Source organism: Helcococcus ovis, assembly GCF_004524775.2.
In the GTDB taxonomy this organism is placed as follows: Bacteria; Bacillota; Clostridia; order Tissierellales; family Peptoniphilaceae; genus Helcococcus; species Helcococcus ovis.
Genome location: NZ_CP119081.1, coordinates 12826 through 36182 on the forward strand (window position 1 = coordinate 12826; position 23357 = coordinate 36182).

Annotated in this window: 22 protein-coding genes; 16 read left to right on the plus strand and 6 right to left on the minus strand. The window is 27.7% G+C overall.

Annotated elements, in window-relative coordinates:
* Positions 1–3 precede the first annotated feature (3 nt).
* Complete coding sequence (locus EQF90_RS00055; protein ID WP_134710802.1) at positions 4–1332, plus strand: C1 family peptidase; 1329 nt, start codon at positions 4–6, stop codon at positions 1330–1332.
* Between the two features lie 38 nt (positions 1333–1370).
* Here the strand turns inward: EQF90_RS00055 and EQF90_RS00060 are convergent, their stop codons facing one another.
* From EQF90_RS00060 to EQF90_RS00075, 4 genes are all read right to left on the minus strand, one after another.
* A complete protein-coding gene (locus EQF90_RS00060; RefSeq protein ID WP_134710801.1) occupies positions 1371–1841 on the minus strand; it encodes a thermonuclease family protein in 471 nt (156 codons plus the stop codon).
* 57 nt (positions 1842–1898) lie between these two features.
* Positions 1899–2852, minus strand: coding sequence for a type I phosphomannose isomerase catalytic subunit (locus tag EQF90_RS00065; protein WP_134710800.1), 954 nt, complete (start codon positions 2850–2852; stop codon positions 1899–1901).
* Positions 2853–3011: 159 nt separating this feature from the next.
* A complete protein-coding gene (locus tag EQF90_RS00070) occupies positions 3012–5732 on the minus strand; it encodes a cation-translocating P-type ATPase (RefSeq protein WP_134710799.1) in 2721 nt (906 codons plus the stop codon).
* A gap of 422 nt (positions 5733–6154) precedes the next feature.
* Positions 6155–6292, minus strand: coding sequence for a helix-turn-helix domain-containing protein (locus EQF90_RS00075; protein ID WP_134710798.1), 138 nt, complete (start codon positions 6290–6292; stop codon positions 6155–6157).
* A 729-nt stretch (positions 6293–7021) separates the two neighbouring features.
* On the opposite strand from EQF90_RS00075, the gene istA reads away from it, so the two are divergent.
* The 9 genes from istA to EQF90_RS00120 all read left to right on the plus strand — a co-directional run bounded on the left by istA (position 7022) and on the right by EQF90_RS00120 (position 15920).
* Entirely contained in the window at positions 7022–8311 is a 1290-nt protein-coding gene (gene istA, locus EQF90_RS00080) for an IS21 family transposase (RefSeq protein WP_134712068.1), read from the plus strand.
* The gene (gene istB, locus EQF90_RS00085) at positions 8301–9044 is read left to right on the plus strand and encodes an IS21-like element helper ATPase IstB (protein WP_134712067.1); all 744 of its coding nucleotides are present in this window, start codon (positions 8301–8303) and stop codon (positions 9042–9044) included. The genes istA and istB overlap by 11 nt, the downstream gene beginning before the upstream one ends.
* Before the next feature lie 944 nt (positions 9045–9988).
* Positions 9989–11287 (plus strand): serpin family protein, encoded by a 1299-nt coding sequence (locus EQF90_RS00090; protein WP_134711350.1) that lies wholly within the window; start codon positions 9989–9991, stop codon positions 11285–11287.
* Positions 11288–11602: 315 nt separating this feature from the next.
* Complete coding sequence (locus EQF90_RS00095) at positions 11603–12406, plus strand: MBL fold metallo-hydrolase (RefSeq protein ID WP_134711349.1); 804 nt, start codon at positions 11603–11605, stop codon at positions 12404–12406.
* Complete coding sequence (rlmH, locus tag EQF90_RS00100) at positions 12403–12882, plus strand: 23S rRNA (pseudouridine(1915)-N(3))-methyltransferase RlmH (RefSeq protein WP_134711348.1); 480 nt, start codon at positions 12403–12405, stop codon at positions 12880–12882. Before EQF90_RS00095 ends, rlmH begins: the two co-directional genes overlap by 4 nt.
* Before the next feature lie 8 nt (positions 12883–12890).
* A complete protein-coding gene (locus EQF90_RS00105) occupies positions 12891–13784 on the plus strand; it encodes an undecaprenyl-diphosphate phosphatase (RefSeq protein WP_134711347.1) in 894 nt (297 codons plus the stop codon).
* 16 nt (positions 13785–13800) lie between these two features.
* A complete protein-coding gene (locus EQF90_RS00110; protein WP_134711346.1) occupies positions 13801–14868 on the plus strand; it encodes a hypothetical protein in 1068 nt (355 codons plus the stop codon).
* A gap of 9 nt (positions 14869–14877) precedes the next feature.
* Positions 14878–15687 (plus strand): mechanosensitive ion channel family protein, encoded by an 810-nt coding sequence (locus tag EQF90_RS00115; protein ID WP_134711345.1) that lies wholly within the window; start codon positions 14878–14880, stop codon positions 15685–15687.
* Positions 15687–15920 carry a DUF951 domain-containing protein gene (locus EQF90_RS00120; RefSeq protein ID WP_134711344.1) on the plus strand — a complete coding sequence of 78 codons (234 nt, stop codon included), beginning with the start codon at positions 15687–15689 and terminating at the stop codon, positions 15918–15920. Before EQF90_RS00115 ends, EQF90_RS00120 begins: the two co-directional genes overlap by 1 nt.
* 165 nt (positions 15921–16085) lie before the next feature.
* Here the strand turns inward: EQF90_RS00120 and EQF90_RS00125 are convergent, their stop codons facing one another.
* Together EQF90_RS00125 and EQF90_RS00130 are read right to left on the minus strand one after the other, a co-directional pair.
* Entirely contained in the window at positions 16086–17012 is a 927-nt protein-coding gene (locus EQF90_RS00125) for a 1-phosphofructokinase (RefSeq protein ID WP_134711343.1), read from the minus strand.
* An 11-nt stretch (positions 17013–17023) separates the two neighbouring features.
* The gene (locus EQF90_RS00130; RefSeq protein ID WP_134711342.1) at positions 17024–18475 is read right to left on the minus strand and encodes a nicotinate phosphoribosyltransferase; all 1452 of its coding nucleotides are present in this window, start codon (positions 18473–18475) and stop codon (positions 17024–17026) included.
* Between the two features lie 143 nt (positions 18476–18618).
* On the opposite strand from EQF90_RS00130, the gene EQF90_RS00135 reads away from it, so the two are divergent.
* Genes EQF90_RS00135 through upp form a run of 6 tightly spaced genes read left to right on the plus strand, consistent with a single transcriptional unit; the run spans position 18619 to position 23132 of the window.
* Complete coding sequence (locus EQF90_RS00135; protein ID WP_134711341.1) at positions 18619–19344, plus strand: TrmH family RNA methyltransferase; 726 nt, start codon at positions 18619–18621, stop codon at positions 19342–19344.
* Positions 19325–19993: an HAD family hydrolase gene (locus EQF90_RS00140; protein ID WP_167604041.1), complete on the plus strand. Its 669-nt coding sequence runs from the start codon at positions 19325–19327 to the stop codon at positions 19991–19993. Before EQF90_RS00135 ends, EQF90_RS00140 begins: the two co-directional genes overlap by 20 nt.
* A gap of 17 nt (positions 19994–20010) precedes the next feature.
* Positions 20011–21003 carry a cation diffusion facilitator family transporter gene (locus tag EQF90_RS00145; protein WP_134711339.1) on the plus strand — a complete coding sequence of 331 codons (993 nt, stop codon included), beginning with the start codon at positions 20011–20013 and terminating at the stop codon, positions 21001–21003.
* 14 nt (positions 21004–21017) lie between these two features.
* Positions 21018–22052: an L-threonylcarbamoyladenylate synthase gene (locus EQF90_RS00150; protein WP_134711338.1), complete on the plus strand. Its 1035-nt coding sequence runs from the start codon at positions 21018–21020 to the stop codon at positions 22050–22052.
* On the plus strand, positions 22052–22480 hold the full coding sequence (rpiB, locus tag EQF90_RS00155; RefSeq protein WP_134711337.1) for a ribose 5-phosphate isomerase B: 429 nt from the start codon (positions 22052–22054) through the stop codon (positions 22478–22480). Before EQF90_RS00150 ends, rpiB begins: the two co-directional genes overlap by 1 nt.
* A 22-nt stretch (positions 22481–22502) precedes the next feature.
* Positions 22503–23132, plus strand: a complete 630-nt coding sequence (gene upp / locus EQF90_RS00160; protein WP_134711336.1) for a uracil phosphoribosyltransferase — start codon at positions 22503–22505, stop codon at positions 23130–23132.
* The last annotated feature ends 225 nt before the right edge of the window (positions 23133–23357 follow it).

Genomic DNA, 23357 nt, shown 5'->3' on the forward strand with positions numbered 1-23357 from the left:
ATTATGAAAATTGATAATAAGTTTTTAGAAGATTCTAATAAAAGTTTTACTTCAGATAGAGCTTTTAGAATTGCTCAAAGAGCTGCAACTAATACAGGTTTGTTAGAATCAACAATTGATAGAAGAGAAAATGATACAAATAGGCATGAGTTTAATGTTAATTTAACTGATACAAAGATTAGATATCAAAAACAATCAGGTAGATGTTGGATTTTTGCAGCAATGAATGTTTTAGAATACAAATTGGCACAAAAATTTAATTTGAAAGAATTTGAAATTTCTCAAAGTTATATTTATTTCTTTGATAAATTAGAAAGATGTAATTATTTTTATGAATCAATCTTAAATACTTTAGATGAAGACTTGGAAGGAAGATTGGTGTCTCACATTCTTACTGCTCCAATGGGAGATGGTGGACAATGGGATATGGTAAAAAATATCATTAGAAAATATGGTGTTGTACCAAAAAATTACATGCCGGAATCAGAAAGTTCCTCAAGCAGTTCCCAAATGAATAATTACTTAACAAAAATTTTAAGAATGAACGCTAAAAATTTAAGAAAAGCTCATGAATCCGGTAAATCTAGAGAAGAATTGGAAAAGATGATTGAAGGATATATGACAGATATCTATAATGCACTTTCTATTTCTTTAGGTACACCTCCAACAAAAGTAGATTTTGAAGCAAGAGATAAAGATGATAATTTTGTTTCATACAAGAATATTACACCAAAAGAATTTTTTGAACTAATTGAAATGGATTTAGATGAATATGTTTCAATAATCAATGCACCAACAAAAGATAAACCTTACTATAATTCATATACCGTAGAATTTTTAGGAAATGTAGTTGAAGGGGATATCGTTAGATATGTAAACTTGCCAATTGAAGAAATGAAAAAAGCGATTTTGCGTCAATTACAAGATAAAGAACCAGTATGGTTTGGTTGTGATGTAGGACAATTCTTCTCTAGAGGTGGTTCAAGATTAGATTTAACAACAGCTAATGTATTTGATATGTTTAATGTAAAATATGATTTTAATAAAGAAGAAAGACTTGATTATCATGAATCATTAATGACACATGCTATGGTATTTATGGGATGTGACTATGATGAAGCAAATGATAAAATTAACAGATATAGAGTTGAAAACACATGGGGTGAACAATCAGGAAACAAAGGTTTCTTAGTAATGAGTGATGAATGGTTTGATGAATATATGTATCAAGCATTAATCAACAAAAAACACTTATCAAAAGAAGTAATAGAAGCTTATGAAAAAGAACCAATTAAATTAAAACCATGGGATCCAATGGGTTCATTGGCATAGTAAATTTTAGGAACTAAGAGAGATTTTAGTTCCTTTTTTCATTTAAATTTATAACCAATGCTCCAAAGACCTTTTTTATTTTTTCTTGCTTTTTGAAATAGTTTTGTAAATTTTTTTGTATATTTAACATTTGGTGCTATTGTAAGAGGTTTTGCAAATCCGTTTTCTATGATAGTTTCATTCACCATCTTGTTATTTAAATATACGTAAGCTAAAAGTCTTTTATATTTATCTCTCTTTTGAACATCGAGTTCAATGCTTACTTTTTTACCAGTTAAAAGTTTTTTTGTATATAATGAAGCCATTTTTCCATATTTTGTATTTTTTTTAGGATTGGGATGTACTGATTCCGGTGTGTCAATCCCTAGAAGCCTCACAGTTTCATTCTTATTATTGATATTTATCACTATCGTATCTCCATCAAATATTTTCACAACATCATAAAGTTTTTTATTTGAGCAAGAAGTTAATATTAATAAAATTAATATAAAGCAAATTATTTTTTTCATGGATACTCCTTTAAAATAAAAGAGAAATAGCAATTAAGCCATTTCTCTCACTAATTTTTATAATGGTAATGTTGAAATTACATATTTTAATGTTCCACTCATTTTATATTTATTATTTTGGGCAGGAATGAAGTAAGAATCACCTTTTAACAATTTGTAAGTTTGTCCATTTTCATCTTCTAATATTCCTTCGCCGTCAACAACAATAATTGAGTGGAAAGAATCTTCACTAATATTGAACATTTCTTCTTCATCTTTCAGTTCTCCGGAAAATACATCAAAGTAGTCTGATTTAGCTAATCTTGTTAGTTTATCATTTATACTATTTTTGCTGTCAAATGAGTATTTTGGATTTGGAGTTAATCTTGAAACTTCAATAGCTTTTTCGACGTGAAGTTCTCTTTCATTTCCATCTTTATCTTTTCTCTTATAGTCATAAACTCTGTAAGTAATGTTTGAATTTTGTTGAATTTCGCAGATAACAATACCTGCACCGATTGCATGAACTGTCCCTGATTCTATAAACATTACATCTCCTGGTTTTACATAAACTTTGTTTAATAATTCTTCAATTGTTCCATCTTCAATAGATTTGCTATACTCTTCTTTTGTTATTTCTCTATTGAATCCATAATATAAGAATGCTCCCTCTTCAGCTTCAAGAATATACCACATTTCTGTTTTACCGTAGTCATTTTCGTGTTTTAGTCCATATTCATCGGAAGGATGAACTTGAATTGAAAGAGGTTTTAAAGCGTCTATAAATTTAATTAAAATTGGGAATCTGTCTTTGTCATAATTTTTTCCAATTACAGAATTTCCTTTTTCTTTTAAATAATCAGTAAATTTAATTTCACCATTTTCAATTATTGAAACACCATCTTTATGTGCTGACAATTCCCATGTTTCAGCCAAAACATCTTCATTACTTGTTTTATTATATTTTTCTTTTAATTTTGTACCACCCCAAAGGTAGTCTTTTGTGGCAGGTCTTAATTTTAATATTTCCATTTTGCCTCCAAGTTTAATAAATTTATCTCTTTATAATTATATCACTAATTTATATATAATAAAAAATAATTATTTTATAAAAATTTATTGTTATTAGATTTTTGTGTTCCATTTTGGGAGCAACTTAAAAGTGTTGCTTTTGACGGATACTTTTTAATTCTAATCATGTAATCCCATTTTTCTTTCAATAAGTTTGTGAATTTCACCAACTATAAATGGTAAAAATGCAAATGGAAGTACTATCCCCCAAGCTTGTAAATCTAAAGCAACTGTATTGAATATATTATTAACTCCTGGTGTATATACTACAACAAGTGTTAATATAAATGATCCTAAAAATGCATAAACTAATTGCGTATTCGAAAAAATACCTAATTCAAATACTGTATATTTTTCTGATCTTGCAGAGAAAGATCTTAATAATTCTGATAAAATTAATGTTACAAAAGCAACTGTTTGAGCTGCTCGAACTTGTATTTCATGAGTATATCCCGCAAAAATAAAGTTATAGGATATGAAAAATGCACCTAAAGTTGCTACAGCTATTGCTATAGATTGAGCTGCAATATTATCTCTTAAATTCTTATCTATAATTTGATCGTCAGTTTTTCTAGGTGGTTCATTCATTATATCGGGTTCCCCTTTTTCAACACCAAGAGCTAATGCAGGGAATGAGTCTGTTACAAGGTTTAACCAAAGTAATTGAATAACTGTTAATGGAACAGGAGCTCCTACAATCATTGCAACTAACATTATAATAACTTCACCTATATTACACGAAAGTAAGAATGTTACAAATTTTTTGATATTTGCATAAATAATTCTTCCTTCTTCTACTGCATTTACTATTGTTGCGAAGTTATCATCTGTTAGTATAACTTCTGCTGTATTTTTAGCAACATCAGTACCAGTTATTCCCATTGCAATACCAATATCTGCTTTTTTGATAGCTGGTGCATCATTTACACCATCACCAGTCATTGCAGCTATTTCTCCATTGTCTTTAATAGCTGTAACAATTTGCACTTTATTTTCAGGAGAAACTCTAGCAAATACTCTCTTTACTTTAACTAATTCTCTAATTTGTTCATGAGTCATATCATTTAATTCTTTACCCATGATTGCTTGGTCATCTTTAGTTGCAATACCTAAATCCTTAGCTATTGCAAGGGCTGTTTCAAGGTAGTCACCTGTAATCATAACAGGAGTAATACCTGCTGTCATACATTCTGCAATTGCAATTTTAGCTTCAGGTCTTGCAGGGTCAATCATTCCTGAAATTCCAATTAAAACTAAGTCTTTTTCTACTTCTTCGGTATTACTTGTTTCAGGTAATTTATTCCATTTTTTAAATGTATAAGCTAAAACTCTAAGAGCTTGTCTAGCATATTCAATATTTTTTTCTTGATATAATTCTTTTAATTCAGGAGTAAATTCTTTAATTTCTCCATTTAATAAAATATGTGAACACTTTTCAAAAATAATATCTGGAGCACCTTTTGTAAATGCTATGTAGTCATTTTCAAAATATCCTTTGTGAAATGTTGTCATCATTTTTCTTGATGAATCAAAAGGATATTCTTTAACCCTAGGATATGTTTCATTTAGAATTTTATTCGAAAGACCACCTTTTTCTACCAGTGTAACCAATGCACCTTCTGTTGGATCTCCAACTATTTCCCATTTATTATTTTCATGTGTAAGTTTTGCATCACTATTTAAGCTAGCAGCTGTTAATAACATTTTTAAGTTTGAATGTTTTCCGATATCTATTTTTTGTCCGTCAACAGTGAAATCACCTTCTGGAGCATATCCAACGCCATCTACATCGTAAACTTTATCATCTGTGAATACTTTTTTTACAGTCATCTCATTTTGTGTCAATGTACCAGTTTTATCTGAACATATGAAAGTTGTTGTCCCTAAAGTTTCTACAGCTAAAAGTTTTTTTACAATGGCATTTCTTGCTGCCATTCTATTCATACCTATAGAAAGAACAATAGTAACTACGGCAGCTAAACCTTCAGGAATAGCAGCAACTGATAGAGATACAGCTGTCATAAGTGATTCAATAACATCCATATCCGGACGAATTAATCCTATTATAAATACTAATATTGAAATCGCAATAACTAATATACCAAGTGTTTTTGATAATTTTGATAATTTTTGTTGAAGAGGAGATTCCTCTTCTTTAGTTTGTTGAATATTTGTGGCAATTTTACCGATTTCTGTATCGTGACCGGTAGTTGCAACAACACCAATACATCTACCTCTTGTAATTATTGAGGATGAATGAATGTAGTTAGTTCTATCTCCAATTTCTATATCTTTATCAAAAATAACTTCAGCATCTTTATCAACTGGTACAGATTCTCCAGTTAATGAAGATTCATCACTTGAAAGGTTTTGACTTTCTAAAAGTCTAATATCTGCGGGTACGATATCCCCTGTTTCTAAATGAACAATATCACCCGGTACTAATTCAGTTGCCGGAATAGATTTTATTTTTCCATCTCTAAGTACTTTAGCATTTGGAGCTGACATTTGTTGTAAGGCTTTTACTGAATCCTCAGCCTTACCCTCTTGAACTAAGCTCATTCCTGCATTTAATACTACAATAGCTAAAATAATAATTGTTTCAATCATGTCTCCTGTAAGAGATGATAAAATAGCAGCAACCAAAAGAATAATTACCATTGGATCTAATAATTGTTCTATTAGTTTTTGGATAAATGATTTACCTTGTTTTTGTTCTAATTGATTCAAACCATATTTTTCAACTCTAGATTTAGCTTCTTGAGATGAAAGCCCTGTATCTTTGTTTGCATTAAGATTTTTAAGAACAGTTTGATTATCATTTAGATAATATTTTTCCATTTTTACCTCCAATTTAAAATAAAAAAAAGACCTACAAATATTTTAGGTCTTGCTTCCTTTCGGTATTTAGCCGGGATAAATCCGTATTGACGACTAAATATATATAAGCTACTCCCCTAAGAGTTATTTATCTGTATTATACTAGATTTTTGGATTAAAGTAAATAAAAATAAAAGTTTTGCTAACGCCACTGTCTAGGATTGTCAAACATATGTGACAAGAAAGCAATCTAATAATATTTTCAAAAGTCATAATTATAATTCACAAACAATATATATTTCTGTCAATGAGATAAACAAACCGTACTTTGACAGGGATAGGCATTGTTTGTAGATTTATGATGCTCTTTTTCATCTTGTGTATGCTCATTAGGATAGCTATGTGGACGCCATGATTTATTTGCTAAAGATTTTACTGTCTCATCATTTTTTTTGCCATCTTTGTACTTGTTGTCTGCTAGTTTTATATCTTTTTGCAGCCTCTGCATTATTTTTATGTTTTATCGCATATTCCACAACTTTTTGAAGAAATTTCATTTCTTCTGTTATACTAGTTTTCATAGGAAGCCTTTCTTTCTGATAATTTTTTGTTGTTAAATTTATATTACCAGGTGGCTCCTTATTTTTTTATTTTTATTTTTGAATGGGTTGGTTTAGCCCCATCATATCCTAAGTTCTTGATTTTGAGGGGGCAATACCTACCCTAGCTATATTAAAAATCAATCTTTTGCTGGGACGAATTAATTATGTTTTTGATATATTTAGCCCCATCATATCCTAAGTTCTTGATTTTGAGGGGGCAATACCTACCCTAGCTATATTAAAAATCAATCTTTTGCTGGGGCGAATTAATTATGTTTTTGATATATTTAGCCCCATCATATCCTAAGTTCTTGATTTTGAGGGGGAGGCAATACCTACCCTAGCTATATTAAAAATCAATCTTTTGCTGGGGCGAATTAATTATGTTTTTGATATATTTAGCCCCATCATATCCTAAGTTCTTGATTTTGAGGGGGAGGCAATACCTACCCTAGCTATATTAAAAATCAATCTTTTGCTGGGACGAATTAATTATGTTTTTGATATATTTAGCCCCATCATATCTTAAGTTCTTGATTTTGAAGAGCTTGCACCACCCTAACATTTTTTGATTTATGAGTTTTGAAGGGGCAGATATTCAAAAATCTTTCTTAGTATGTAAATGCTAATATAACAATGTACAAAAACGATTAAATAAAAATGTACAATTTGATAAAATAAATGAATATTAAATATTAGGAGACATATATGAAATATTCATTAATTCTAAATAATATAAATTTTGAAATTAAAAATTTAGAAGACTTATCAACATTAAAAACAATTATGGATGCAAACAACTTAAAAGTTAATTACTCACAATTAGCTAATGAACTAAATGTGGATAGAAGAACAATAAAAAAATATTACGAAGGATATGAAAAGAAAAAAACTAGAAATAAATCTTCAAAAATAGACAATTTTAAGAATATAATCGAAGAACTTTTAGATGAAAATTCAATTCAAAGATTTTACTCTAAATCAATACTTTACAGATATTTGAAAGAAAATCATAACTTAAATGTAAGCGAATCAAGTTTTAGAAGATATATATTAAACAATGATAAATTCCAAAAATATTTTTCTAAGAAAAAATATAAAGATGGTGCAAAAATTAGATTTGAAACTTCTCCAGGTGAACAAGCTCAAATTGATTGGAAAGAAGATATGACCTTTATCACTAGTGATTGTGAAATAATTAAATTAAATATTTTTGTATTTCAACTTTCATACTCTAGATATAGAATTTTTCATGTATCTTTAGATAAAAAGCAAGATGTGGTTTTAGACTTTTTAACAAGATCTTTTGAATTAATACAAGGGGTTCCAAAAACAATTTTATCAGATAATATGAAAACAATTATGGATGAACCAAGAACTAAGGATTCTGATGGAAAAATTAATAATAAATTTAATCAATTCTTAAATGATTTTAATATAAGCTTAAAACCATGTATGGCTAGAAGACCTCAAACTAAAGGCAAAGTTGAATCAAGTATGAAAATACTTGAAGAAATTTATGCTTATCAAACAAAAATTAATTATGAACAATTATTAAAATTAGTAGAAAAAATTAATAATAGAGTAAACTTAAATATTCATCAAGGCACAAATAATATACCATTAAGTTTGTTAGAAATTGAAAAAGATTCCTTAATGCCATTACCAAATGAATCACTAAGAAATCTTTACAAAATATCTTCAACAATTCTTAAAGTTAACTCTAGTTGTATGATTTCATACAAAAGTAATCAATATTCTCTACCACCAGAATATAAAAATAAAAGAGTTAATTTAATAGTTAAAGATAATAAACTACACATATATGATAACACAAAAGTAATAACAGTTCACAATATTTCTAAAAATAAATTAAACTATCATAAAAGCCATTATCTAGAAATTTTCAAGAATAATTTACCTAGTTATGATGAGAAAAAAGTTCAAATTTTAGTAAATGAAAATTTAAGTAAAATTGGAGGAAATTATGGAAAATAGTATCAATTATGAAAGATTAGTTTCAAATTTAGAATATTTGAATTTAAAACAAATGTTAATTTATTTAGAAAATGAATTAAATCAACCAAATATATCATTAATTGATGGATTGTTAAAGTTAACTGATTATGAAGTTGAAAATAAAAAATATGTTGCAGCAAATCAAATGATAAAAGTGGCTAGTTTTCCACATATAAAAACAATAAATGACTTTGATTTTAGTTTTAATCAAGAAATAAATGAAAATCAAATAAAAATGCTTTGTTCATTAAAATTTTTAGAAAAGAATGAAAATATAATATTTCTTGGAAATAGTGGAGTTGGAAAAACTCATTTAGCAACATCGATAGGAATAGAAAGTGCTAAAAAACGAATAAGCACATATTTCATTAAATGTCATGATTTAATAGAAAACTTAAAACGAGCAAAGTTAGAAAATAAGCTAGAACAACGAATAAAACATTACACAGGATATAGATTATTAATAATTGACGAAATGGGCTATTTACCGCTAAATGATGGCGATGAAAGATTGTTATTTCAACTTATTGATAAAAGATATGAAAAGAAAAGTACGATAATAACTACAAATTTAAACTTTAATGAATGGTCAAAGCTATTTTATGATGAGAAAATAGCTTCAGCAATTATAGATAGACTGTTACACCACGCAACAGTCGTATCTATAACTGGAAATTCATACAGACTTAAAGAATATATGAAGGAGGAATAAGTGTACATTCTTATATAATCAATTTTGTACATTTTTATGTTGACATTAACACTTCTTGCAGCCTCTGCATTATTTTTATGTTTTATCGCATATTCCACAACTTTTTGAAGAAATTTCATTTCTTCTGTTATACTAGTTTTCATAGGAAGCCTTTCTTTCTGATAATTTTTTGTTGTTAAATTTATATTACCAGGTGGCTCCTTATTTTTTTATTTTTATTTTTGAATGGGTTGGTTTAGCCCCATCATATCCTAAGTTCTTGATTTTAAGGGGGTGTCTGAACCCCAGCTATATTCAATTTTTTATTATGATGGGGCGAATTAATTATGTTTTTGATATATTTAGCCCCATCATATCCTAAGTTCTTGATTTTGAGGGGGCAATACCTACCCTAGCTATATTAAAAATCAATCTTTTGCTGGGGCGAATTAATTATGTTTTTGATATATTTAGCCCCATCATATCCTAAGTTCTTGATTTTGAGGGGGCAATACCTACCCTAGCTATATTAAAAATCAATCTTTTGCTGGGACGAATTAATTATGTTTTTGATATATTTAGCCCCATCATATCCTAAGTTCTTGATTTTGAGGGGGGTGTCTGAACCCCAGCTATATTCAATTTTTTATTATGCTGGGGCGAATTAATTATGTTTTTGATATATTTAGCCCCATCATATCCTAAGTTCTTGATTTTGAGGGGGGCAATACCTACCCTAGCTATATTAAAAATCAATCTTTTGCTGGGACGAATTAATTATGTTTTTGATATATTTAGCCCCATCATATCTTAAGTTCTTGATTTTGAAGAGCTTGCACCACCCTAACATTTTTTGATTTATGAGTTTTGAAGGGGCAGATATTCAAAAATCTTTCTTAGTATATTCTCAGGATTATCTTTTTTTATGATATAATATTATTAAATATAATTTATAGGAGGAAAATATGAAAAAATGGATTAAATTAGGTGTTTTATCACTGTTGACATTAACAATTACTTCGTGTTCAATTTTTGGTAGTGGTTATAACAGTTTAACAAAGTCACCATCTAAAATTGAAGATAAGAAAAAATATTTTAAGGATAAATTAAATAATGAATGGAATAATAAGGAATTTTTATCAGGCTTTAAAAATTATTCTTTTAATTTATCTAAGGAACTTTTAGAGAGTTCAAATGACGAAAATATAGTATTTTCTCCTTTAAGTTTACATTATGCAATGTCAAATTTATATAATGGTGGGAGTGAAAAATCTAAGTCGGAAATATTGAAATTATTAAATCAAGATGGAGAAAAATTAAATGAAAATAATCTTAATTTACTGGCGTTTTCGTTGAATACATTTAATAATGAAGGAATTTTTGATACAAATAATAGTGTTTGGATAAATGAAGCAGATAAAAATTTAGTAAATAAAAATTTCTTAAATAGATCAAAAGAGTATTATTTATCAGATGTATTTTTTGAAGATTTATCTAAGAAAAGCACTGCTAAAATGATGGAAAAATGGGTTAGTGAAAAGACCAGAAATATGATAAAACCTGAAATAAAACCTGAAAAAGATACATTAGTTACTTTATTTAATACTTTATATTTTGAATCAAAATGGAAAAATGAATTTAATAAAAATGATAATAAAAATTTACCATTTAAATTATCGAATGCTACAGAAGTAGAAAAAACTTTTATGTCAAAAAATAAAAAAATAGGAGAATATTACAAAGGTAGTAATTTTCAAATGGCAAATATGCAATTTAAAAATTCTATTAAAATAGAATTTGTGCTTCCTGATGAAAATGTAAAAATAGAAGATCTGATTAAAGATGAAAATAAATTAAAAGAAATTTTAAATAAAGAATATAATGATAAAGCAAAAATCAATTGGTTAATACCTAAATTTGAAGTGGAAAGTAAATTTGATTTAATTCCTACAATTAAGAACTTGGGACTTAAATCCATTTTTAATAAAAACGAAAATAATTTTCCATATATAAAAGAATCAGATAAAAATATTTTTGTTTCATTAATTGATCAAATTACAAGTATGAAAATAGATGAACAGGGTGGAAAGGCAACATCTAAAACACAAATAAATTTAAAAGAAAAGTCGGCTCCTACTTCGGATGAAAGTAAGATTGTAGACATGAAATTAGACAGACCATTTATGTACATATTGTATTTTGAATTAGATAACGGTGAAAAAAATGTAGAGATGCCTGTGGTTATAGGTATTATAAATAAATAAAGTTTTGCGTAGCCACTTTCGCAGATTGATAGGTTGAGAACTAGTGGATACGCAAAACTTTTTTCATTAAGACAATATTTTTTAGTTAAAAATCCGTATCCTCATTTATTATTTAAATATGCTTTAACTGTCTTTATTTTTAATTCTGTATTATATTTTATCATGAAAAAAATATATCTACAAAAAGTTGATTTTTAAGTACAACTTTTTGGGGTTAGTTCATAGGTCGTGAACTAGCGACGTAAGAAAATTCTTTTATTTTTATTATTGAAAATTCCCTCTATAAAAGGTAAACTAATAATTACGGAGGTTATGATGAAGTTATGCACATTGTCATCAGGGTCAACAGGCAATTCGATATTTTTACAATCTGATAGTTCTAAAATACTTATTGATTGTGGTCTAACAGGTAAGTTATTAGTTGAATTATTAAAAAGTATTGGAGAAAAACCTGAAGATTTGGATGCGATATTTGTTACACATGAGCATATTGACCATATAAAAGGTGTGGGTATATTGAGTAGAAAGTTTGATATTCCAATACTTGCCAATGAGAAAACATGGATTGCTATGAAGAATAAAATTGGAAAAGTAGATCCTAAAAATATTAATGTATTTAAATCAAATACATTTTTTACTTTTAGAGATTTAGATGTTCAAGTTGTTAGCACATTTCATGATGCCGCAGATCCGGTATTTTTTATATTTTACCAAAATAATCAAAAAATTAGTATTCTTACTGATACGGGGATTACATCTCAATTAATAGTAGATTCTATAAGGAATTCTAATATATTATTATTAGAATCAAATCATGATATTGAGATGCTTGAAAATGGTCCATATCCTATTGATTTGAAGTACAGAATTAAAGGGGAATACGGACATTTATCAAATGATTTAGCCTCAAATGTTATGAAGGAAATTGTCAATGCGAATGGAGAAAAATTGATTTTGGGGCATTTAAGTAAGACAAATAATACTTCAAAAAAAGCACTCCAGAGTATGAAAAATGAATTGATAAATATCGGGGTAAATGTTGAAAAAGACATAGATATAGAGGTTGCAGAGGAATTTAAAACCGGAAGGGTAATTGATTTGGGAGGAAAATACATATGAATATAGATATTGTATGTGTTGGAAATATTAAAGAAAAATATTTTACTGACGCCATAAAAGAATATCAAAAAAGATTGGGCTCTTATGCAAATGTTAATATAATAGAAGTGGATGAATATAAATTGCCAAATAAATATTCTCAATCTAAGGTTGAAGAGGGAATGGATAGGGAAGCCGATGTTATTTTATCAAAAATAAACGAAAGAGCTTACGTTATTCCTCTTTGTATTGAAGGAAAGCAAATGGATTCTGCAAAATTTGCTGAAAAGATTGAGAAAATAACGGTTGATGGATATTCGGATATATGCTTTATAATCGGTGGGTCAAATGGATTACATAATAAAGTTAAGTTAAGAGGACAATTAAAATTATCTTTTTCAAAAATGACATTTCCACATCAATTAATGAGAGTTGTACTTTTGGAACAAATTTATAGGTCATTTCGTATTTTGAGAAATGAACCTTATCACAAATAGGAGAAAATATGTTAGAAATTATTAAAGTAATTATATTAAGTATAATTGAAGGAATTACTGAGTTTTTACCGGTTTCATCAACAGGACACTTGATTTTAGTTAATCAATTTGTCGGATTAAATCCGGAAAACTTTTCAAATGCGTTTACTGTTATTATTCAATTAGGAGCGATACTTGCAGTTATTGCTATTTATTTTGATAAATTAAATCCATTTGGTAAGAAAAAATTAGATAGTGGATCTTATCCTGAAAAAATTGAAGAATTATCAGGTGCTAAAAAGTTAATTAATAAGGTATACTACTGGTTTAATTACAATAAAACAGTAAGTTTGTGGAAAAAAATAGTTATAGCAGCGATACCTGCAGCTGTAATAGGATTAAAATTGGATGATATTATTGATAAATTATTATTTAAGCCTATTCCAGTAGCACTAGCACTTATCGTTTATGGTATAATAATTATATTTTTAGAAGATAAAAATAAAGGAAAAACAATATTTAAGCATACAGATGTTTTTGAAATAGGGTATAAAACTGCCTTTTTAATTGGTTGTTTTCAAGTATTGGCTATGTGGCCTGGCACATCAAGATCAGCAGCAACAATTATTGGTGCTATGATTTTAGGATTGAATAGAAAAGCAGCAGCAGATTTTTCGTTCTTTTTGGCTATTCCTACTATGTTAGGAGCTACATTATTGAAACTTATTAAAACAACAGGCTTAACAGGTGGACAATGGGGATTGATTGCATTAGGTTTTGTTTTATCGTTTATAGTTGCATATATAGTTATTAAGAAATTCTTAGAATATATTCAAAGACATGATTTTAAGGTATTTGGTTATTATAGAATAGTTTTAGGTGCTATCGTGTTGGTATATTTTACATTAATTAGTATTTTTTAATTATTAAGAGGAAATTATGGGAGAAAGAAATTCTAATAAAAATAGAAAAAAAATGAGAATTAATAGAATAAAAAAAAGTAACTCTTTTTTTAGAAACTTTTCTATTTTTAAGGGAATACTTTTAGTCTTATTAATAGTTGGATTATTTATAGTATATAATATTTATAGCTTTAATACATTGAAAGCAAATGTGAAAACATTTGATGCAGAAATTAGTACAAATAGTAAGTTTGTAGGAGTTGTGGATGACAAATACTACAAAATTGAAGGAAATGTACTAAAAGCTTTTAATTCTAATAAAGAAATATTTAATGTTGAAGTAAAAAATATTGTTGGAACTTATTATGATAAATACATATATTTATTTGAAAAAGAAGGCAATATTTTGATGTTAGATAGAAATAATGGAAAAGAAAAAAATAATGTAAAAATAAATTCTGAAATAAAAAATGTGAAAATAAAAAATAATCAAATACAATTATTTAATGATAATTCTGTAATTATTTTAGATAAAAATTTGAAAGAGCTTAAAAGAAGTGAAAAATTAAAGAATCCTGTTTCATATTTTTTTGAAGGTGGCAAGGAAGCTATCATTGAAATGAATCTAAATAATGGGGTTATATCTTCTACGATAACGATAAAAAATAATGATACTATTCAATTTTTTACTTCTACTATTAACGAAGTGTTTTTAGAGGCATTCATTTCGGGAGAAAATAATATATTAATATCAAATAGTTATATTTATTTAATTAAGGGAAATAGTATAATGAAAAAAATATTTTTAACAGATATTTCTTCATTTGACTATGATTATCAAAAAATAGCAGTAGCAGATGGAAAGAGAATAAAAGTATATGATATTTCCTTAAATAAATTAGATGATAAGGAATTGGGAATAGATGCAGATGCTGTATCTATTAGAAGAAATTCGATAGTATGTATTGGAAATTCATTTATTAAAGTTTACGAAAATGGTAATATAATAGAACAACAAGCAAAGGATGTAAAAAATTGGTATATCAACAATCAAGCATTTTACACAATTTATGATAATAGAATTGAAAAAATAGAGGCATATTAGGAGTTTTAGATGTATTTATTGAACAATATCACACAAATATATGAGGAAAATACAATAGTATCTAATATTTTTAAGATTATTTTTATAATTTTAATATTTTTAATTATAAAAATGGTTGTAAATAAAATTTTAGATATTAATGCAAAACATTTTGTAATAAATCAAAAATATGAATATAAAGCAAAAACAATTTTATCAGTTTTAAAAAACTTTATAAATATTGTTTTATATTTCTTGATGATTACATTTATATTTGATGTATTTAATGTAGATACTACGTCTATATTAGCTGTTGCTGGAATTGGTGGTATGGCGATAGCTTTTGCATCAAAGTCGATTGTTCAGGATGTTATTACTGGAGCATTTATAGTATTTGAAAATCAATTTAACATAGGAGATTTGGTTACTATTGAAGGGCTAACTGGTACTGTTAAATATGTTGGTATGAGAATTACTAAACTTGAAGATATAGATGGAAGAGAAATTATCATACCTAATAGCAAAATTTCTATAGTTATAAATAATTCAGTAAATAGAATGAGAGCATCTGTTAGTTTATATATTACAGATGATAAACCCTTTGAAATTATTGAAAAAGCTATAAATAAAGCTTCTAATACTATTTATAAACAATTTAATTTGTTGGAAAGGCCTAAAATTTTGGGAATAGATGAATTAGATATGTATGGATATAAAATTCAGATAGCAACAAAGGTTCAAAATGGTACACAATGGGATGTACAAAGAGCATTGAGAAAAGAAATTATAAAAGAATTTAATGAAGAAAAAATTTCATTTTCAAGGATTAGGGTAGGATAATGTTACAATATATACTAGGAGATTTAGTAAAACTAAAAAAAGGACATGCTTGTGGGGAAAATGAATGGAAAATTCTTAGAACAGGAATAGAATTTAAGTTAGAATGTCAAAGTTGTAAGCATGTTATTTGGATGAAAAGAATTGATTTTAATAAAAGAGTTAGAAAAATAAAAAATGAAGATGGAAAATTTGTTTCCGTTGTAAATTTTGAAAGAGATTTTGAAAAAATATAGTATAAATGGCTACTTTAAGATAGAAGAGAGTCTTTATAAAAAAATTAGTAAATTACTAGAAAAAGCCCTAGATTTCAATGTCTAGGGCCTATTTATTGTAATAATTATTATGCAAGTACTAATTTTGATTAATTTATATTTTCTATCTCTTTTTTCAATCCTATTTTATAGTTCAATTTTTTCAACAATTGTTTTTTCGTATATTTGCATTGTTAAATCATGATCCGCTAAATCTTCAACAAATGCAGTAGCTGATGCAGCAGCTGAAGCCATTCTAAATGATTCTATAACATCTTGTTTTCTCATATATATTCCTATAAAACCACCAATCATGGCATCTCTGGAATTAAATGAATTTACTTCTTCACCATCTATACCATAAGATCTATATGAATTAGCGTTATCACTAAATAGGTAAGAGCCTTCTTCACCGACTGAGACTATAACATTTTTAGCACCTAATTCTATACATTTTAATCCATATTTAATAATATCAGCTTCGTTTGTTATCTGTTCTAAATCAAACATTTTAGCTAAATTATCAATATTTGGTTTAATTAATAGAGGCCTATAAGGAAGCAACTCTTTCATTTGTTTAGGTGGAATATCAATTACAAATTCTGCTTTATTTGCTTTACAAATTTCAGCAATTCTTTTATAAATTTCAAAATCTACATTACAAGGAATCGATCCACCCATTACAACAATATCTCCTTCTCTTAATTTTGAAAGATATGTTAAAAGTTCTAATATTTTTTCTTCTGGAACAGATGGATAGGTGCCGGCAATAGTAATATGCTTTTCCGGTGTTCTTAGTCTTACATTAATTCTCGTGTCATCTTCTATATCTATAAAATGTGTTTCAGAATTTATTTCCTTAAACCAATTTTTTATAAATTTACCAGGTCGTCCACCTAAAAATCCTGTTGCAATACTTGGAATTCCAATATTTGTTAACATTCTTGATACATTTATGGCTTTACCGCCAGGAAATTTTTGAGTATTATTTGCGTATGTATAGCCTTCCGATTCTAAACTATCTGCTGTATAAATAATATCTAAAGCAGGGTTTAATGTTACTGTGTATATCATATATTTACTCCTTAATATTGTAAATTATCTTTTGCTTTATTTAATAAATTATTTTTTAAATCCCATAATTTTTGGGATAAGTCCACTTTATATAATTGAGGAGAATCTAGTCTTTTATATTCTTCCCATAAAGAATTAATTTCAGCTTTATAATGATTCCTAATTTCTTCCATATTTGGTCTTTTATATACTAATTTTCCTGCTTTATAAATAGGAACAAGAAGAGGTTTCACATAAAAGTTATTAATTGTTTTTTTCTTCCATGTATATAGTGGATGGAATATTGTTAAAGGCATATTTTCATCAATTATTTCATCTTCTAGTGTAATTAAATCAGCTTTTGCCATATTTGTTTCGTTGTCATAAATTCTATATACTTGTTTTTTGCCAGGAGTTGTGATTTTTTCTATATTTTCCGATACTTTAATTTTAGGTTTTACAATTCCATTTTTTTCAATTGCGACAAGTTTGTAAACACCACCAAATACAGGATTTGATTTTGAGGTTATAAGTCTTTCGCCAACACCATAAACGTCTATTTTTCCACCTTGATTAATAATATCTTTTATCTTGAATTCATCAAGAGAACCGGATGCAACTATATTGCAATCTTCATAACCTGCTTCATCGAGCATAATCCTTGCTTTTTTTGATAAATAAGCCAAATCTCCAGAATCTAGCCTTATACCTCCAGGGGTAATTCCCATAGGTTTTAATACATCATTAAAAACTTTGATAGCATTAGGAATTCCTTGATTTAAGGTATCATAAGTATCTACTAAAAGTACTGTGTTATTTGGATAAGTTTTTGCATATGTTGCAAATGCTTCATATTCTGTGTCGAATGATTGTATCCATGAGTGAGCCATTGTTCCTAAAGCCGGTACTCCATATTTATAATCTGCAAGAGTATTTGCAGTACCTGCAGCACCTGCAATATATGAGGCTCTAGCACCATAATTTGCAGCGTCAGCGCCATGAGCTCTTCTTGAACCAAATTCTAAAATTGCTTTTCCACCTGAAAAACGTACAATTCTACTTGTTTTAGTTGCAATCATTGATTGATGATTAATAATTAGCAAAAGCATTGTTTCCAGTAATTGTGCCTGTATAAATGGACCTCTAATTCTCATTAGCGGTTCATTAGGAAATACTACTGAACCTTCAGGAATAGCCATTATATCGCATTCAAATTTAAAGTTTCTGAGATATTCCAAAAATTCATCAGAAAACATTTTCTTATTTCTTAGAAATTCAATTTCATTATCATCAAAATGAAAATTTTCAATATACTCAATAGCAGTGTCAAGTCCCGCTGATATTGCAAAAACTGCATTATCAGGAGCATTTCTAAAATATAAATCGTAATTTGCAATTATATCTTTGTATCCATTTACAAAATATCCATTTGCCATTGTTAATTCATAAAAGTCCATAAGTAAACTTAAATTTCTATCTTTCATTGGATTTCTCCTTAATTTTTTTATTTTTTAGTATATAGAAATACAATTTTATTATACAATAAAGAAAAAGTTTTGCGTAAAATATTTTATTTTATTAATTGACTAAATTCGCCTATATTAATAAAATAATATAAGGAGTAGAGATGCGTAAATATAAAAAATATTCAAAAAAAGAAGATTATTCATACACTTTAGGAGCTTTTCCTACTATAGAGTTAATTAATAGTGATAAAAATATTGAAATAGTCTTTATTGATGAAAGATATAAGGATAAAGAAAATTTAATAAGTTTATTAAAAGAAAAAAATATTAGATATGAAATTGCTTCAAATTTGATAAAAAAACTTTCTGATAAAGATAATACATTTGTTATAGGAATTTTCAAGAAAGAAACTCAAGATGTAATTGAAGGAAATAATCATGTAGTTCTTCATAATATTTCTGATATGGGAAATTTAGGTACTATAATAAGATCGATGGTAGGATTTAGTATTTATGATTTAGTTTTAGTTGGAAATGTAGCAGATGTTTTTAATCCAAGAACTATAAGAGCATCTATGGGAGCTTTTTTTAAAGTGAAAATAAGCCATTTTGATACTATGGAAGATTATATTAAATTACATAAAAATAATTTATACTTATTTATGCTTTCTATGAATAATCAAGATAGTATTTATAAGAAAGTTGTAAAAAGACCTTATTCTTTAGTGATGGGAAATGAAGGATCGGGACTTCCAAAAGATTTTGAAAAATTTGGAGAAAAAGTATTTATTCCTCAAAGTAAGGATGTAGACAGTTTGAACCTTCCTATAGCAACATCTATAGGATTATATGAATTTAGGAGACAAGATGAAATTAATAGCATTTGATGTAGATGGGACAATATTAAACACTTTAGATTCTATAGTTTATCAAGTTAATGAAACATTGTATGAAAAGGGTTTTTATAAGATTGATGAGCCGGAATATATTAGAAAAGCTTTAGGCTATGGCTCAAGATATTTAATAGAACAGTCTTTAATGTTTTCGCATAATCATATTTATGATGCAAAGATAATAGATGAAGTTTTAACTCACTATACAAATAGGTATAATGCACAGCCCTCATATTTAACTGTACCTTATGAAGGGGTTATTGATCTAATCAAAAAATTAAAGCAAGAGGGTTATATTTTAGTAGCATATTCAAATAAACCGTACAGTGTATTACAACCTTTATTCAAGGAGTTAATAGGAGATGGATTATTTGATATTGTTTTGGGATTAGTTGATGGAAAACCCGGCAAGCCAAATCCTTTAGTATTAAATGAATTGATTGAAAAATTAGAAATTTCAAAAGATGAAATTTTATATATTGGAGATAGTGAAGTTGATGTTGAAACAGGTAAAAATACTGGTGTAAAGACAATAGCAGTAACATGGGGATTTAGAGATAAAGATTTTTTAGAAACAACATCTGCCGATTATATTGTCGATACGACGGACGAATTAAAAGAATTAATTGATAGTATGAAATAATACTACAAAGAGGCAAAATGTTTAATTTTTTTATAGATAAATATGTAAAATCTAGAGATTTTGAATGTAAACAAAATAGAGATAAATTGATAAGATTAACGGGTATAATTGGATTGTTTATAAATTTTCTATTATTTATTATGAAATTTGTGATAGGACTTATAACTCATTCTATATCTGTTGTTAGTGATTCTTGGAATAATTTATCTGATTGTTTAACTAGTATTATAACTATTTATGGTTCAATTTTGTCCGGAAAACCTGCAGATAAAGATCACCCATATGGACATGGTAGAACAGAATATGTTGCAACATTGATGGTTGGATTATTTGTAACTGTTGTTGGTTTGCAATTGCTTAAATCATCTTTGGAAAATATTTTTAATCCTGAAGATATAATTTTTAAACCTGTTACAATAGTGATTTTGATTGTTTCAATATTACTTAAAATTTATATGTACAGTTATAACAAAAAAACTGAAAATATGTCAAAAAGCACTTTAAATAGAGGTGTAGCTATAGATGCATTAAATGATGTTATTGCAACATCTATTGTACTATTTTCAATAATATTTTTTGAATTTACAAATATAAATATTGATGGATATGTTGGTGTAGTTATTTCTATTTTAGTAATAAAATCAGGAGTTGAAATATTTTTTGATATGGGGACAGTGCTTTTAGGCAAAAAAATTAGTGATAAGACAATGGATAAGGTTATTGAAATAATCCTAAAAGGTAAATATATTGTAGGAGTTCATAATATACAATTGCATGAATATGGTAGAAGAAAGGTATATGGTTCTTGCCATGTTGAAGTACCTGCAAATATAGATGTTTATTCCATGCATAAAATTATAAATGAGGTTGAAATGGATTTATATAATCAAATGGGGATAATCATTAATATCCATATTGATCCGACATATATTTTAGATAAACCCTGTTTTTATTGTGTAGAAGATCCAAAAGAATTAGAAGATATAGATATGGATGATATTAATTTATAGATATCGAGGAAATTATGAAAACAAAAATTTTTGATTTTAGAAACAATCAAAATTATGAAAATTTAAGAGAGGCTACAGAAATTATAAAAAATGGGGGGTTGGTAGCTATTCCTACTGAAACAGTATATGGACTAGGGGGAGATGGTTTAAATGGCGAATCATGCAGAAAAATTTTTGAAGCTAAAAATAGACCTATGGATAACCCTTTAATTTTACATATTTCAGACATATCAGAATTAAAAAGATTGACAAGAGATGTGAAGGAGTCTGATTTAGAAATTTTGAATAAATTATGGCCGGGACCTTTGACTGTAATATTAAAAAAGTCAAAAATTATTCCTAATGAAGTGACTGCCGGTTTGGACACTGTTGCAATCAGAATGCCTAATAAAGAAATTACAAGAGAGTTTATAAAGTTGTGTGAAACTCCAATTGCTGCACCTTCAGCAAACCTTTCAACTAAGCCATCTCCAACAAGTGCAAAATCAGTACTTGAGGATATGGATGGAAGAATAGATGCTGTGATAGATGGTGGCGACTGTGAAATAGGGATAGAGTCAACAGTTTTAGATTTAACAGAAGAATATCCGAAAATTTTACGTCCTGGATATTATACAAAAGAAAAACTTGAAAAATTTTGGAAAATAGTCTATATTGATGAAGGTTTAAATAATATTAATTTAACTCCAAAATCACCGGGACAAAAATACAAACACTATGCACCAAATGCAGAAGTTCAAGTATTAATTGGTGATGATGAAAATTTTAGAAAAGCAGTCAAAAAAATTTTATCTAAAAATCAGGACAAAAAAATTGGATTAATGATTTTTGAAAATGACAAAGGAAAATTTGAAAATGAAAATATAATATATATGGGAAATCAAAATGATTTGTCATATATGGGCAAAATATTATTTGATTCTCTTAGAAAAATGGATGAAAATAGTGTTGAATTGGTAGTTATAAGAGGTGTTGAGGAAAAAGGCTATGGTTTAAGCATTATGAATAGGCTTAAAAAGTCGGCTTCTCAAAATGTAAGGAGGGTTTAATGAAAATAGGTATTACTTCAGATCATGCAGGATATGATTTAAAGGAAACAATAAAGAAGTATCTAATTGATAATGGATATGAAGTTGTAGATTTTGGTCCGGAAAATGCAAATTCAGTAGATTATCCGGATTTTGCAAAAAAACTAACAAAAAGTGTGATTTCTGAAGAGGTTAAATACGGTATCGGTATTTGTGGAACAGGTATAGGAATGAATATTGCATGTAATAAAGCTAAAGGTATAAGAGCGGCACTTTGTTCAGATCCATTAAGTGCATCATTAACTAGACAACACAACAATGCAAATATTTTAAACTTAGGAGCAAGAATCATAGGAGATGAATTAGCTAAAAATATAGTAGATAATTTTTTAAATTCAGAATTTGAAGGTGGAAGACATCAAAATAGAGTAAACAAAATTGAAGATTAATTTATATTTGGAGGCAAAAAAAATGAGTAAATTAACAGTTTTAGAACACCCACTAATTAAACATAAATTAAGCATTATTAGAGATGTAAATACAGGGACAAATGAATTTAGAAAAGTTGTTACTGAAATTTCGCAACTTATGTGTTATGAAGTATGTAGAGATTTAGAATTAGAAGAATTTGAATTACAAACACCGCTAGAAAAAACAACAGGCTACAGATTATCAGGTAAAAAACTGGGATTAGTTCCTATTTTAAGAGCCGGATTAGGTATGGTAGACGGAATGTTAATGTTATTGCCAAGTGCTAAAGTTGGACACATTGGTATGTACAGAGATCATGATACATTAAAACCTGTTCCATACTATGCAAAATTACCGGCTGACGTTGAAGAAAGAGATATCTTTGTTTTAGACCCAATGTTAGCAACAGGTGGTTCAGCAAATGATGCTATCACAGAATTAAAAAATCAAGGTTGTAAATCAATTAGATTAATAAATATAGTTGCTGCTCCGGAAGGAGTTAAAGCTATTCAAGAAGCTCATCCGGATGTAGATATTTATGTTGCTTCATTAGATAGAGAATTAAACCAAGATGCATACATTCTACCGGGGCTGGGAGATGCCGGAGATAGATTGTTTGGTACTAAATAAAAAATAAGATTCCGATTCTGCCACGAGTCCTCGCTCCCTTTGGGAGCTGCGGAGGTGGCGAATCGGAACTTATTTTTTATCGATATGGTCTGAGGAGGTGCCTACGTAAACTTTTATTTTTTTATATGGATGATATAATAATCTCAATTATTAAAAATAACAAAAAGAGATAATAAAAATGTAGCTTAAAATATCCTCAAAAAATTAAATTTAAAAAAAGCGATA